Source organism: Microvirga makkahensis, from assembly GCF_009830105.1.
Lineage (GTDB): Bacteria > Pseudomonadota > Alphaproteobacteria > Rhizobiales > Beijerinckiaceae > Microvirga > Microvirga makkahensis.
The window spans coordinates 1-13,950 of record NZ_WURB01000018.1; the positions used below are offsets into that span (position 1 = coordinate 1).

The 13,950-nt window shown below is 58.6% G+C and carries 10 protein-coding genes and 2 pseudogenes; 6 read left to right on the forward strand and 6 right to left on the reverse strand.

Annotated features, from left to right (window positions below; all coding sequences use genetic code 11):
• Nucleotides 1–516: 516 nt before the first annotated feature.
• From GR328_RS19225 to GR328_RS19235, 3 genes are read right to left on the reverse strand one after another with little or no spacing between them, the layout of a single operon-like run.
• Nucleotides 517–669 (reverse strand): ABC transporter substrate binding protein, encoded by a 153-nt coding sequence (locus tag GR328_RS19225; protein ID WP_160886666.1) that lies wholly within the window; start codon nucleotides 667–669, stop codon nucleotides 517–519.
• Nucleotides 654–998 (reverse strand): type 1 periplasmic-binding domain-containing protein, encoded by a 345-nt coding sequence (locus tag GR328_RS19230; RefSeq protein WP_160886668.1) that lies wholly within the window; start codon nucleotides 996–998, stop codon nucleotides 654–656. The genes GR328_RS19225 and GR328_RS19230 overlap by 16 nt, the downstream gene beginning before the upstream one ends.
• 23 nt (nucleotides 999–1,021) lie before the next feature.
• Nucleotides 1,022–1,498 carry an ABC transporter substrate binding protein gene (locus GR328_RS19235; RefSeq protein WP_205790142.1) on the reverse strand — a complete coding sequence of 159 codons (477 nt, stop codon included), beginning with the start codon at nucleotides 1,496–1,498 and terminating at the stop codon, nucleotides 1,022–1,024.
• 257 nt (nucleotides 1,499–1,755) lie between these two features.
• On the opposite strand from GR328_RS19235, the gene GR328_RS19240 reads away from it, so the two are divergent.
• The 3 genes and pseudogenes from GR328_RS19240 (at nucleotide 1,756) to GR328_RS19250 (ending at nucleotide 5,130) form a co-directional block, all read left to right on the forward strand.
• Nucleotides 1,756–2,529 carry an ABC transporter substrate-binding protein gene (locus GR328_RS19240; protein ID WP_160886672.1) on the forward strand — a complete coding sequence of 258 codons (774 nt, stop codon included), beginning with the start codon at nucleotides 1,756–1,758 and terminating at the stop codon, nucleotides 2,527–2,529.
• A pseudogene (locus tag GR328_RS19245) lies at nucleotides 2,510–2,739 on the forward strand (transposase); the annotation flags it as partial. The gene GR328_RS19240 and the pseudogene GR328_RS19245, both read left to right, overlap by 20 nt.
• A 753-nt stretch (nucleotides 2,740–3,492) precedes the next feature.
• Nucleotides 3,493–5,130 carry a M10 family metallopeptidase C-terminal domain-containing protein gene (locus GR328_RS19250; RefSeq protein WP_160886676.1) on the forward strand — a complete coding sequence of 546 codons (1,638 nt, stop codon included), beginning with the start codon at nucleotides 3,493–3,495 and terminating at the stop codon, nucleotides 5,128–5,130.
• Between the two features lie 22 nt (nucleotides 5,131–5,152).
• Here the strand turns inward: GR328_RS19250 and GR328_RS19255 are convergent.
• Nucleotides 5,153–5,789, reverse strand: a pseudogene (locus tag GR328_RS19255) (transposase).
• A gap of 498 nt (nucleotides 5,790–6,287) precedes the next feature.
• On the opposite strand from GR328_RS19255, the gene GR328_RS19260 reads away from it, so the two are divergent.
• The 3 genes from GR328_RS19260 (at nucleotide 6,288) to GR328_RS19270 (ending at nucleotide 10,075) form a co-directional block, all read left to right on the forward strand.
• The gene (locus tag GR328_RS19260) at nucleotides 6,288–7,580 is read left to right on the forward strand and encodes a polysaccharide biosynthesis/export family protein (protein WP_160886678.1); all 1,293 of its coding nucleotides are present in this window, start codon (nucleotides 6,288–6,290) and stop codon (nucleotides 7,578–7,580) included.
• A gap of 148 nt (nucleotides 7,581–7,728) precedes the next feature.
• Nucleotides 7,729–8,619, forward strand: coding sequence for a ParB N-terminal domain-containing protein (locus GR328_RS19265; RefSeq protein WP_160886680.1), 891 nt, complete (start codon nucleotides 7,729–7,731; stop codon nucleotides 8,617–8,619).
• 85 nt (nucleotides 8,620–8,704) lie between these two features.
• Nucleotides 8,705–10,075, forward strand: a complete 1,371-nt coding sequence (locus GR328_RS19270; RefSeq protein WP_160886682.1) for an O-antigen ligase family protein — start codon at nucleotides 8,705–8,707, stop codon at nucleotides 10,073–10,075.
• Nucleotides 10,076–10,078: 3 nt separating this feature from the next.
• On the opposite strand, the gene GR328_RS19275 is transcribed toward GR328_RS19270, so the two are convergent.
• Together GR328_RS19275 and GR328_RS19280 are read right to left on the reverse strand one after the other, a co-directional pair.
• A complete protein-coding gene (locus tag GR328_RS19275) occupies nucleotides 10,079–11,203 on the reverse strand; it encodes a glycosyltransferase (protein ID WP_160886684.1) in 1,125 nt (374 codons plus the stop codon).
• Between the two features lie 191 nt (nucleotides 11,204–11,394).
• Nucleotides 11,395–13,680 (reverse strand): Wzz/FepE/Etk N-terminal domain-containing protein, encoded by a 2,286-nt coding sequence (locus GR328_RS19280; protein ID WP_160886686.1) that lies wholly within the window; start codon nucleotides 13,678–13,680, stop codon nucleotides 11,395–11,397.
• Nucleotides 13,681–13,950 lie beyond the last annotated feature (270 nt).

The following is a 13,950-nucleotide window of genomic DNA, read 5'->3' on the forward strand; positions in this document are numbered from 1 at the left end:
ACGCGGCGGTATCCGTATCGTGGACCAAGCGGGCCTCGAAGGGGTGGCCTGCGAGTGCTACCGGAAGATCCGTCAGAGCTATGCCAAGGTGCTGCCCGTCACATCCGCCTGATCGGACTGGAGCGAAAGGCTGCAAAGGCAGACGTGCTGGGCTATCAGGGCTCGCACGGCTCCCCAGAACCATGCTCTGGCCCCGGTGCATGGCCCAGTTCAGCAGCAGCCGCTCGTGATCGGCCCCATGCGGCGGACGAAGGAGGCGCTCGAGAATGTGGGCCGGAACGTACGCGTTCGTCCGTCTGGCGAACGCCTGCTCAAGCCTCTCGGTCAAGGTCATCGCCGCAACACCGACGGCTCCGGCCACAAGGCCGCGGGTTGGATGGCCGTTCCCGTTGCGCCGAGATTCAGGGCGACTCGGTTTTGCTTTGTGACATGGCGGCCAGCAGCTTGCATATTATCCTATACCGTCCGATGGGCGGAGCGGCAGATCCTCTCGGCGACCAACCTTACAATGAGAACTCATTCGATCACGTCGTCCGCAAGCGCGAGCAACATCGGCGGAACCGTCAGGCCCAATGTTCCCGCCACCTTGAGGTTGATGAAGAGCTCCAGTTTCGCGGGCTGCTCAACCGGCAAGTCACCCGGCTTGGCGCCTCTCAGGATCTTGTCCACGAAAGCAGGCGCGCGGCGGCACATGCAACCTGATCGGGGCCATAGGACATCAACGCGCCCCCATCGAACGTCTCCCTTGACCACACCGCCAGCGGCAGGCGGCGGGCAAGGGCCAGCTTCCCGACAAGGAACCGATGCTGGTAGACCAAACCGTCCCCATTGATCGTCACCGCCTGCATGCCAGCCTCAGCCATGGCCTCGAAGGCGCGCTCCAGTTCATCGGGCGAGCGTGCTTCGAACGTGACGCTCTCAAGACCCAGTTCAATTGCCGCGGCGTCAGGGACCCGTCTGTACAAGGGCGCCGGTTGCGAAGTGGGATTGACGAGCAAAGCAATCCGGGACAGGTCCTCTCTCATGGACTTGAGGTTTGCAGGCGCTTGGAGTCGATATCGGCCCCGAAGGTGGACAGCCCCGTCATGTTCCTCCCCGGTCGCGCGAGGCTGTCGGCGAAACCACTGCCCACGGGATCGGGAACGCCCATGAAGACAACAGGGATCGTGCTGGTCGCGTTCTTGGCATAAGGTGCCGTCTGCGGGCCCACTATCACCAGCACGTCAACCTCGAGCCCAATCAGCTCGGCTGTCGGGCTCCGGAAGCGCTCAGGCGCTTCGCCGGCGAACCGATGCTCGAGGGCTATGTTGTGTCTGTCCACATAGCCGAGGTCCCGGAAGCCCTCGACAAGAGCCGTGTAGTACACTCCCTGCGCCTCGGCACTGGCGGCGTGCCAGAGAACACCGACGCGAGGAATCCTGCCAGACTGCCCGCGAGCGACGCCTGGCTGAGCGAGTGTTGCCGCGCAGATCAGCGAAAGAAACTCTCGCCGCCTCATTGGACCACCTCGCCAGATACTCATGGGAGTCTGCATGCACGTAAGGCGGCATGATGTTACCCCTGCGGCGAACCCGGCGCCAGTCACTCCGATCCGCCTCGAACATACGTCAGCGGGTGTATTCTTCGAAACTCCAACTCGGCTCTGCTAAGGTCCGCCTACCCATCAATGCACTCAAGGCGTCAATGAGGATCTGTCTGGCGAACGCCGAGTAGAGTAGGCTTGCTCCTTCAAATGCGAAAAGAGGAGACTTCCCGATGGGCCGCTCTCCATGCTTCGCTGCGCTTGCCTTGGTCCCGCTCGCCTCGGGTGTGGCAGCCCAGACGCCCGCCGAAACGGTCCATCTTGGGATGCTGTATCCCGTCCGGTGTGCCGGTTCCGGCCACACCGCCTTCGAGGACGAACTGCGCAAACTCGGCTGGATCGAGGGCCACAATCTCACCATCGAGCGGCGGGCCTTGGAGGGCCCCTATGAGCGCGCGTCTGAGCTGGCTGCCGAAATCGTTCGGTCACGATCCGACCTTATCGTCGGCCCGAGCGCACCAATAGCCCGAGCCCTCAAGGGCGCCACATCGGAGATCCCTATTGCGTTCTCCTTCGTGGCCAATCCCTTCCAAATTGGTCTGGTGCAAAGTCTGGCCCACCCAGAGCACAATGTCACCGGGGTGGCCCCGATCACACCCGGCGCATTCTTAGCCAGGCGGTTCGAGATCTTGCGGGAGCTTCTGCCCCAAGCCCAAAGGGCGGCGGTGCTGGTGAACCCTGCGAACGACGACCATCGCCTTGCCCTGGCACGCGAAGTATCCATGGTCATCCAACCGGGGCTGCGAGTTGATGTGATTGAGATACGCGCCCCCGGGGACATTCCTGAAGCCATCGAGAAAGCCAAGATGCTTCATGCGGAGGGGGTGTTGGTTCTGGGCGATGCGATCCTTGGTCCTGCCCCCACAAACTGGTCCATCGGAAGGTCAACTTTTCCGGGCATTCTGATCCCTGAGAAGGGTCGGCGCCATGAAGAAGACGCGCTATAGGGAAGAGCAGATCGCCTTTGCGCTGCGCCAAGCCGAAAGCGGCACGCCGGTGGCCGAGGTGATCCGCCGGACGGGCATCACCGAGCCCACCTTCTACCGCTGGAAAAGCAGTTCGCCGACATGGGCGTGACCGAGATCCGCCAGCTCAAGAAGCTCGTGGCGGATCCAGCCCTGGACAAGACGATGCTGCAGGACGTGCTCAGAAGAAAGAGGTGAAGCCCCTGGTTTTCGCCGCTCCCCAGGAGCGGATCAAAGACCGCAGGGGAGAATGCAATGAGACCGGGCCACTTACGGCGCTCGGCGGCTTGGCACCGAACACCTTCGCTCAACAAACTCACGACGCCCGGAACGTTGCGTAGCCCGTGGATGGCACATCGGGCAGGACCAATACTGGTCAACTGCTCGCCAAGGAAAGCGCAGTGTACCTCGGATCTGGCCCCCTTCATCCAGAAACCGCTGATCGCCAGGTCGCGACCACACGTCAGCGCGAGCCGCACGGCCTCGCCCTGAAGTTCGTGAGGCGTGTACGGGACGTGGAGATCCTCCTGCGTCATTCTTTCCATTATTCGAAGCAATCCAACCAGCGGACGCACGGAAGGATCACCAAGCGATCAAAATAACGGCCTTTGAACACCTTGCGCCCTCGGAGCTGGCCGGAGGCGCAAGCGTAATCGAGTTGCCAAACGGTTCGCAGCAGATCCATTCTCTCGCCCTCCATTCGGCCTGAAAGCCACACATCAGGATGGTCGCTTCTCAGGAGGGCAGGCCAAAGCAACTTGACATCAGCAGTCGTGTGATTCATCTCGCTCGTTGCTAGAACATCGTAAGCAGAGGCCGAACATATTCCGCATCGGCATCTGCGTTCTGCGCAATTTCATGACGATCATGCGGCTCTTCTATTGAGACCGCACGGGTTTTGCGATTGAGGCCGCTCCTTCCAGGGCCGCACAGAAAGGTTTTGCTTTGACGACATTGTATATTTCTCCAACTGGATCCGGCACGAAAGATGGATCCAATTGGGCCAATTCAGGCCCGATTTCCAGCCTTTCGAGCTTCATCGCCAAGGCCGGCCCGAATGGTGAGGTTCTTCTACGCGCCGATCAGGGTGCCTATCAGGTGACCGGTCAGACAACGATCAGGACTGGCGGCGAAGCAGGAGCGCCCGTCACCATCCGTGGGGTGGACGCGACCGGCAAGCCTATGAATGCGCAGTTCGTCGGTACGCGGGCGACCGACTGGACAACGGGCAAACCGGAAGGGACAGAAGTCTTCCGTCTCTTGGCCGGCGCCGACCACCTCAAGTTCCAGAATATGGCGTTCAAGAACATCGGCAATGGCGCCTTCCGGATTGGCGCCGACATCAAGGATCTCACTCTTGAGCACATGCAGGCGGACAATGTGAGGCGCTTCCTTGAGGATACGATCTCGAGCGGCTATGCGAGCGCCAGTGTCGATGGGCTCACAGTGAGAGCGGTGAGCATCAACAAGTTCTCGCAGAACGCAATCAAGCTCAGGTACGATAGCCGCAACATTCTCATTGAGGATGTCACGGGTCGCGGTGACGCGAACACACCAGAGAAGTATGTGCAAGGTATCGCGCTTGATGACACGGCGCACAATGTCGTCTTCAGAAACGTCGTGATGCAAGGCAGCAACGCACGTGGATCGAGTACCGAGTACTGGAATGGCGACGGCTTCACGACAGAGTCCGGAAACTACAATATTCGGTTCGAAAACACGGTAGCATCCGGCAGCACGGATGCCGGCTATGATCTCAAATCCAGTGATACGGTTCTTATCAACACAATTGCGGAAGGCAACAACCGCAATTACCGTTTCTGGAGCACGTCGATCACGATGGAAGACGGACAGAGCCGAGATCCTCACCACTTCGGTGGCAGTGCCTCGACTGATCATGTCTGGCTGGCCGCCAGCGCCCATGCGAAAATCAACGGCGGCTCAATTCTGGACCAGAATGCCAGCATAACCGTGTTCAATCTATGGAAGACCGGCGCGCTCCTAGAGGTCAACGGCACAAAGATTAGCACAAGCGGAAGGCTATCCGGATTAGGATCCGGCTCCCAGGTTCTCCTGACTACGGCCACCGCACCTGAGGAAGCTCCCTCCCCGCAGACGATCATGGGCACGGCGGGACATGACGAACTGAACGGCACCGCGGGCGGCGACTTGATCAGTGGCTTGGCGGGCAACGATACGCTGTCCGGCGGGGCAGGAAGCGACAGGCTGACTGGCGGCACCGGTCGGGACATCCTCTCTGGCGGAAGTGGACAGGACATATTCTGCTTCAATGCCACGCGTGAGTCGGGATCTTCTAAAACGGTCGACACGATCAAGGATTTCGTACTTGGGGAGGACAAGATCGACTATTCGGTGATCGACGCGGATGTGAAGAGCGTGGGCAATCAGTCCTTCGCGTTCATCGGCAGCGCTAAGTTCAGCAAGACCGCCGGTGAGTTGCGCGCTTTCAGCGTCAACGGCGTCACGGAAATCCACGGCGACGTGGATGGAGACGGCCATGTCGATATCTGCGTCAAGCTGAGCGGCACCTTCCAGCTGAGCACTCAGGACTTCATCCTCTAGACTGTGTGGACACGTATCTGATCTATAAGATACTTTCAGTGATCGTGACGACGGCGAGGCAGTTTCTCGCCGTTTTCTCATAGCGCATTGAGACCTGTCTGGGCTCAGAGAAGCAGCATTCAGCCAGGTGCCTCTACCTCTGGGCATAGAAGTGGTGATCGAGCGGGACTTTTGCGGGCTCTGGAGGGGCTGCTGGGACTGACAACCTTGGCGCCTTTTCTGGCGATCGCCGCGCGCAGACGATCGCTGTCTTAGGCTGCCACGGGAGCGCCCCAGGGCGTGACCTTCAGCCCTCTTTCTTGCGTCCGCAGCGTGTTGGTGGGCGCGCATGATGATGGGATCGACGATCGGATGCCAGCAGTCGGGATCATCCGACATGGCTGCGAAGATGCTCTACCTCACCCTTCTTGCTCCAGCGGCTGAAGCGGCGGAGCACGCTCCTCCACTCCCCGGAGATCTCGGGCAGGTCGCGCTAGGACAAGCTGGTATGCACAATCTCCGCAGCACCGCCTCCACGAACATGCAGTTATCGCAGCTCGACGAACCGCGTGTGCGCTCATCGCCAATGAAGTAGGGCGACTCCGCCTCCATTGTTCGTCGCTCAGGATCAGACGGTCCAGAGCACCCGGGACCGCCTCCTGGAAGCAGCCTTGAATCATGATCCGCCCATCAAGTATGTCCGAAGAGCCCGCACGATCTAGCGCATTGTGCGGCCCTTCGGTTGCGCGCCGAACGTTGCGCTGGTCTGCTCGGTAATACCGAGGTAATACCTTTGAAGTATCCGTTCTTTTGCCGAGCCTACCGTCAAATCATTCCGTTGACTTTCGCTAGCATCTGCCAAGCTTTCCTGTATTTGATCATCAGTCGCCCCAAGGTGTTATCCAGGTATTGACAATCAATGCAGTAGGGTGTCATCTCTTCGAGAGAAGCTCGGCCCGAATTTGCCTTTGACTGGATTGTTTATCTGTAAATCAGTACCTTGTTTCAGGACAGGCCGAACTTTATTGACTCGCAACTAGGTCTGGATGACCAAAACGTTCCTAGTCTCGGCGCAGCCCGCAAATGGCATGTACCCATAGCCCAGCGTAGCGTGAATCATATCGGGAAGCGGCAGGATGGAGATGCCCTCTCGTTTTTGATTGAGCAAAGGCGAAATTATGCGCTCCAAATTCTCGACATTTTGCGGCTTGGTCTGCGCGATTGGGATGCTCGTCCTCCCGATCCGCGCGACGGCCGACGATTATCGTCTCGGACCGCAAGACAAATTACGCATCAAAGTTGTTGAGTGGCGGACTGACAAGGCCGAATATTTCGATTGGGCGGTCTTCGCCAACGAGTATTCTGTCAGCGCCTCAGGAACCGTCTCCCTGCCGCTCATCGGAAGCCTGCCTGCGGCCGGAAGGACAACGGAAGAGTTCGCGACGTCCATTGCCGAGACATTGCAGCAGCGAGCCGGGCTTTCACGCCGGCCGGAAGCTACCATCGAGATCGTCCAGTATAGGCCGATCTATGTAGTTGGAGCCGTACAGAACTCGGGCGAGTATCCGTATCGGCCCGGGTTGACTGTCCTGCAGGCAATCGGCTTGGCGGGAGGCGTTCTCCAACAGGTGGGGATGGAGGCCGGCCGCATGGAGAAAGACAGAATTACGGCGCAGGGAGTTCACGAAAGTGCACGCCTTGAGGCCCGTCGATTGCTGGTCCGCCGTGCGCGGCTCGCCGCCGAGCTCGACGGGACCATGCAGATCGCGACACCCGAGGAACTGCGCAACGATGCCGAAGTCGCGCGCCTGATCGCCGATGAAACGGCTGTTATGAATGCCCGCAGTGAAGCGTTGAAGTCACAGCTCCTAGCCTATTCTGAAATCAGAAGCCTGTTCTCTAGGGAAGTCGAGGCGCTTGAGCAAAAGATCGAGGTCCAGAACAGGCAAATTACCATGGCCCGTCGAGAGCAGCAGACTGTCAGCGCCTTGGTGGCTAAAGGCTTGGCGGTCAGTTCCCGTGAATTCGGCCTCGAACGCACGTTAGCGGATCTTGAGAGCAAGCTGCTCGACTACACGACCGCCGTCCTCCGCGCACGACAGGAGATCAGCAAGGCGGAACGCGCCGCAGCCGACTTGAAGGCCGAGCGGAAGGCCCAAATCGTCGCTGACAAGCAGGATACCGAAGCGCAGATCGATCAATCTAAGGCACGTCTCGCGACTTCCCTGAGTCTCATCAATGAGGCGACGGTCACCATGTCACAGTTCCTCTTCGACAAGACGGCTGCCAGGCCGACGACGGTGTTCTCTATCATCCGCCGGGTTGGCGGCAGTACCGTCAAGTCCGTCGCCGACGAATCCGCAACGATCGAGCCCGGGGATGTCGTGCAGGTCGATCAGGCCGTCGGAGAGCCCGCTTCATCCGGGCAGTCCAGCATAAGCGCTGCCAGCAAGGACTCCGTCACACGATAACGACCACCGCTCAGCAGAGAAGCAACTCATCGGAGAAATCCCAATGAACAGTCCTGTGAGGTAACGTAGGTCGCACAGCGGGAAGGTTCGTAGGAAGGGTTCGAAGGAGAACAATTACGCCTACGCAGACATTTAGAGGAACAGCGGCATGAGACAGATCTCAACGGAAGGGCTCGAAAAGCCGGCCAATGTCAATGCCGGTGCAGTCCCAATGTTGCAGTGGCTGCGCATTGAGGACCTGCTGGTTGATCCAGCGTATCAAAGACCAATTGTCGGTCAGGGTCGACGCAATGTCATGCGAATTGCGAAAGCCTTCTCCTGGTCCTGCTTCTCCCCTGTTGTGGTCTCGCCCGTCGAAGGGGGAAAGTTCGTCATCATCGATGGGCAACATCGGACCACAGCCGCTGCGCTCATCGGATTCGACAGCGTTCCCTGCCAGGTGGTCATTGCGTCGCGCGAGCAGCAAGCGGCTGCCTTCAAGGCCATCAACGGAATTACCGTGCCGATCTCACCGATGGCCTTGCATGCCGCCGCCGTTGTGGCACGCGAGCCTTGGGCAATCGACACCGCCGATATTTGCCTCAGAGCCGAGGTCGAGCTCCTTCGGTATCCACTTCCTGTCGAGCGTCAACGCGCCGGGCAGACTATGGCCGTTGGCGCGATCACGCAATGTCTGAAGCGCTTCGGTCCGGACACGTTGATTACGGCTCTTCAATGCGTCACCCAGACGGTGAACAACATACCCGGGGCCCTCACATCCCGCATGATCCGCGCGCTGTGCGAAGTTCTCCACAGCAATCCTTATTGGAGAGAAAGCGGGCTTGCCCTGTTGGAGGCCTTCGACACGATCGAGCTTGCTGCGATCCAAACGAGAGCGGCAATGTATGCCGGAACGATGCGTATCAGCCAAGTCGATAGCATCAGGGACCAAATACGCGCGGAACTCAACCGATTGCTCCCAACGCCGGAGGTTGAAATCTCTATGCATTCTCCGCCCGGGAGCACCCGACAGATGAGCGCGCTGTCCGAAAGACACTGAAGGCGGGGCTCGCCCGCGGGCCTGATGCTCGAGATCTTCCACCAGGGGAATTACCTGATGGGTAGCTTGCCGGAGGCCGATGAGAATGGAACCAAGTGTCCCGACATTCTCTCCCTACATTGTCGGAGGCATCTACTTGGCTCTGCTTCCGCTGATCTTTGTCGCTCTGTTCCGTTACAAGGATGCCTCGACGCGCTTTCTAATTTTCGCGCTATGGCTTAGATACCTCCTGTCCGCGTTCCATCCGTTCACATACCCACCTGTAGCCGGTGGATTGTCGCTCAATGCGATAGCTTCGATCGCACTCACGGCTATCGGCTTCCTGGTGATCGAGCGACGCCTGCTGCTGTTGAAAGCCTTCGGAGGTGTCTATCTGGTGATCGTCGCCACGATGGTCAGCGCGAGCATCAACGATCCCGCCAGCGCCGTCGGCAGCCTGACAAAGTGGGGATACTTCCTTGTCCTAACGGCGGCCGCTTTCGAGGCCCTCGGCCGTCACGGCTCCAGCGCTGTGTTTGGCACCCTTATCGTGGCCTTCCTGCCTCCTCTTGCCCTCCAGGTCCTATCTGTAGCCATGGGTTTGGGGAAGTTCAGCATATCGGATAGCTCCATATGCTATATCGGCGGCTACAACCACGAGGCGGCGTTCTCGATCATCATGCTGACCTTTCTCTATTGCTCTTTCTTCCTCGAATCCGACCGGCCGTTTCTCACTGCGATTTGCGTCCCCATTGCCCTTATGGCGCTTCTTCTGGCCAATTACCGAACCTCTCTCCTTGCCGCAATTCCGATTACCGTTGCGGCTCCGCTCATTGGCGCAGTTCGGCGCGTTTCCCCGACGGACCGCCCGTTCGTACTCATCGTGTTCGCTCTTGCCGGAACTATGCTCTTCTATGCCGCGGCCATTGTCCTGCAAGAGCGCTTCGACGATCTGTTCCTTACTCTGGCCAACCTCTCCGACTTAGTGAAGCCGCCAGAATACTATACCACGTCAGACGAAGAACTGCTGTCGGCCCGTGCTGTGATCTGGAGCCGGTATGTCACCTCCTATCTTGACGGATCGATCCTCAATCTTGCCTTCGGCTTTGGCCCCGATTCCTGGGAAGGTGTCTTCACACGATACGCTCATAACACGTTCATATCATCCCTGTATGAGAGCGGCTCCGTCGGCCTTGTCAGCATGATCGTCCTGTTCGTGTCGAACATCAGATTTGCACTCAGAAGCGTGTCACAACATCGTCTTCTCGTTGTCAGCGCACATGCGGGATTTCTCATTCTCAACCTAGCAACGATGCCGCTCTGGCTGATCGAAGGGAATATCTTGCTCGCACTCACGCTGGCTTATACGTTGCACGTTCAGGCGCCCCGGCGCCTCCGAGTCTCGCGCATGCCTCGGGCTACGGCCATTCCCGTGCTGGATAGGGCGCGATTGGAGCATCGGGTCCGGCAAAGATAACTCTCAGATCCTTGCCTTTTGGCGATCTTTCAGCATCTCACGCGATAATGGCTGGAGGCGGTCGTAGATTTTCATGATCTGGCGCGCATGCGTGCTTGCCGAGACATCCTTGGCGACCCGACGGCGCTCATTGCTTCCAAGCGCCACGCTTTTGGGCGCGAGCAAGATGTCGAACGCGACTCGAGCAAATTCGTCCGCATTGGCGGTCACGGGAACCAGGCGACCTCCCCGCCAAGTGTCCCATATTTCCCGGTAACCAGAGTCGTCGGTAGCAACATATGGCGTTCCGACAATGGCAGCCTCCACGAGTGTGCGACCGAAGGGCTCCCGGACGGATGTGGCAACGAGGAGGTCGAGAGCGGCGATGTTCCGTTCTCCCGGCAGATGGAAGCCCGCGAATGTCACCCGCTCGTCGATGCCAAGGCCTTGCGCCATTCGGACAAGGTCTTGTTCGGTCCAGTCGCCATCGCGCCCAAAGAGCACGAAGTGGCAGTCGGGCCGGATCTGCAGCAATCTCGAGCAGGTCTGTAGGAACAGGTCCGGGCGCTTCCAAAGCCAGAAGTTGCCCACGAAGCCGACGAGGGGACGATCCGTTGGACAGCCTTGCTCAACGGCGAAGCGGCGCGCAGCTTCCCGCTGCGCGCTCTTGAGGTCGATTTGTACGGGGTTGAGAATGAGCGTGCTTTTTTCTGGCCGGACGAATGAGACATTCTCCCGGCACGACTCAGAGATGCAGACGACTTCATGGGCGAGGCCGACAAGAATGCGCTTCGGAAGGGTCATTCGATTGAGCGAGCGATGGTGATACACGACAGGTTTCCCCGCGAGATGCGCGATCGGCCCCCAGGACTGCATCGTCCGCAGGTCATTGAAATGAACCACGCTGTCCATCGGAAATGCTCTTGCAACTTGCAGGCGGGCGAATAACCGAGAGGCGTCGTACATCAGATGATGACGGGGTGTCGGCGCTTCGCCCGTCGGGATAACGCAAAGCCCGCTTTCGACGGCATGTCGGGCGATCATGGTTTCAGAAGAACAGAGAATGCAGCATTGAACGCCGTGCTCTTCCTGCAGTGCTCGCGCAAGGGTAAAGGCGGAAACATGGCTGCCCCCGATGTCGCCACCCACGAACGGGAATACAACTGCCCGCACGCCTCCTTGCCTTGGACCGGTCGTTGACGTAAGCATGGGTTATCCTTGCCAGGCTCCCGTTGTGCACAGGACAAACTAGAGGCGCGAGGCATCATGATTGCGATCTTCATGCGTGCGCTTCGCGCATCATCCTGATCGTTTCACTCCGATAAGGTTCTGGCACCAGCTTAACTGCTTTCCTGATATTGCCGGATTTTTCCCATATCTACGCCGTTCAGGATTGCGCCAGCGCACTGGAATCTTACACCTTCGTCGACTCCCAGAACCTCGCGTATGAACTCCTTCGAGGTCTCCCCCCATTTCACGACGAGAAGCACGCAATCGACCTTTCCTGCGAGAATCCTTGCCTCGCTCGCAACACTCAGAGGCGGTAGGTCGACGACGATGTACTTAAAATGAGCTGCCGCCTCCCGGAGGACTTGGTCGAGTTGATCGCCAGCAAGAAGGTGGCTCGGATGTGTCAAGTCCGGACGTTTCAATATGGGAAGCACCGCGACTCCATGGACAGGCCCGCAGCGCAAGGCATCGTTCCAGGAACATGCGCCAGCGAGTACGTCGAGAAGACCAAATTTTGCATCAGGAGCCAAAATCGTGCTGAGACAAGGATTCCTGGCATCGCCATCAATCAGCAAAGTCGGCCCTTCTCCCCGCCCGAGAAGCGTCGCGAGATTGGCTGCAATCAGCGATCTACCCTCTTGCGGAGCGACAGACAGGACCCCGATGACCCTCGATCTCTCCGGACCGCTCCCCGCAACCGAGAGCAAGGCCGATCTAAGGGTCTCGGCAAACCTCGACTCCGGGAAGAGGTCAACGAATCTGGCAAGGGCAAATGACACTTCACTCGAAGCTTCGGAGAAACTGCGAGTTGGAAAGCCGGAACTGTGCCGTCTCTCGAAATGAGGGATAGAAATGACCGGCAGCAATCCTAGACACCGTAACCCCAATGCCTCTCTGATGTCCTTGCCAGTTCGGATTGACCCGTCGCGATACTCGCGCATGGCACCCCACGCGCCCCCGAGGAGCGCTCCCACGAGTGCCGAAAGAACTATGCTGACGAGGGGCTTAGGCTGACTAGGCTGCAGCGGCGGAGCGGCCGGGGTCACAACTCGCGCGTCGCTCAAGGGGAACGATTGTTGCTGGACCGTTTGCTGGTAGCGCTGAGAGAAAGTGTCATATAGGCCTTTATAAGTATCGGCGGATCGCTCAAGCTCGCGCAGCTGAACAAGTTTGGCATTTGCATCGGCGGCGACGGAAATGAGGTTGCTTACGTTGCGATCGAGTTCCTCCAGCCGGGCCTTTGCAACCTCGAACTCGCTCTCGTAGCTCTGCGCGACAGAGCTCAGTTTGGTGAGGATCTGGTGCTGGATATCCGCCTTCTCAGATCGATATTGAATCGCCCGTTCATGATCCGAACCAAAGCGAGCACTGATCTCCGCCTCGCGTCTCCCGACCTCAATATAGCGCGATTGCAGATCGTTAATGATATCGTCCTTAAGTCCCTCGCCTACCAATGCCTCGATCTGGTTCGTTCTCAAGACATAGCGAATTCTGTCCAACTGGGCGCCCGTGCGTGCAACCTCCCCACGGACGACAGCGAGTTGGGCATTGAGTTCGGAAAGTTGCAGGTCCGTAACGAGCTGCCCCCCGATGGCAATCAGATTGTTTTTGGCGCGGAACTGCTGAACGGCGAGATCTGAATCGACTGCCTGCTTCCGTAGCTCTTCGATACGCGCGAGAAGCCAGGCGTTAGCGCGCCGCGTAGAGTCATATCTCCCCTCGAGCTGATCGTCGAGATACGCCTCGACATAGGCGTTGACGATGCGAGCTGATTGGTCCGCATTCGCCCCAGTGTAACTGATCGAGATGAGGTAAGTCTTGCCGACCCGCGTGATTGTCGTCCGGCGCAAGAGGCGGTAGGCGGCAGCCCACTGTGCGGCTTCACGTGCCCGCACTTCATGGGAGTTAGGCGCGGGCCTATCCTGAATCAGGCTAACGACAGAGCGAACGGCCCGGCCGACCGATCGAGTTACCCAAGTAAGAATCCAGCCGTCGCTGGTCAGAAACACCGGATCGTTGGTGAGATCCAGAGCGTTGACCACCGCGAGCGCAATCTTCTCGGATTTCAGGACCTCGACTTGGCTATCGACGACAGTTGAAGGATCCACGGAACCGATTTCCGTTACTGCCGAGACGTCCTGAACAGCACGAACCTGCCGGCGATCGATCATGATGCTGGTGGTGGCCGTGAATTGGGGCACAGACGTGGCCACGAATGATATCCCCCCGGTTGCGCCGAGGAATGCGACAAGAAGGATTATTTTCAACTGGCGTCTGAAAGCTGCAATGATGACCTTCACGTCGAAGTAATCGCCCTGATCTCGCCAGCGAGAAGGTGCGAAGTTCAGTTCTTCGTGCGGCTCGTTGATCGTCTTCTGCGCGAATAGCTGCAGCATGAGGTTCCTCGCAACTCGCTCCAGCGATGATTCATTACAGCTCCTGTTGTGCCCGCTCAAGGCGCCATACAGGATGGTCTTAGCTCGAAGCCACTGTACAGGACCGTTCTGCTCGTTGAAGTCCTGTATGCTCTGCAATGTCACTGCCGATAGGCTTTTCATGTGCCCTCATGCCAATCTATAGCGGCGACCGCGCATAGCCAATCGTTCTGAGCGTCGGCCGCCTTTGTCATCAGAGCATCGGATGTGAACCGTGCGGCACTCTATTCA

Coding starts and splice junctions, on each gene's coding strand:
- GR328_RS19240 (WP_160886672.1), top strand. CDS start 1,756: ATGGGCCGCTCTCCATGCTTCGCTGCGCTTGCCTTGGTCCCGCTCGCC.
- GR328_RS19270 (WP_160886682.1), top strand. CDS start 8,705: ATGGAACCAAGTGTCCCGACATTCTCTCCCTACATTGTCGGAGGCATC.
- GR328_RS19265 (WP_160886680.1), top strand. CDS start 7,729: ATGAGACAGATCTCAACGGAAGGGCTCGAAAAGCCGGCCAATGTCAAT.
- GR328_RS19235 (WP_205790142.1), bottom strand. CDS start 1,498: ATGAGGCGGCGAGAGTTTCTTTCGCTGATCTGCGCGGCAACACTCGCT.
- GR328_RS19260 (WP_160886678.1), top strand. CDS start 6,288: ATGCGCTCCAAATTCTCGACATTTTGCGGCTTGGTCTGCGCGATTGGG.
- GR328_RS19280 (WP_160886686.1), bottom strand. CDS start 13,680: ATGCTGCAGCTATTCGCGCAGAAGACGATCAACGAGCCGCACGAAGAA.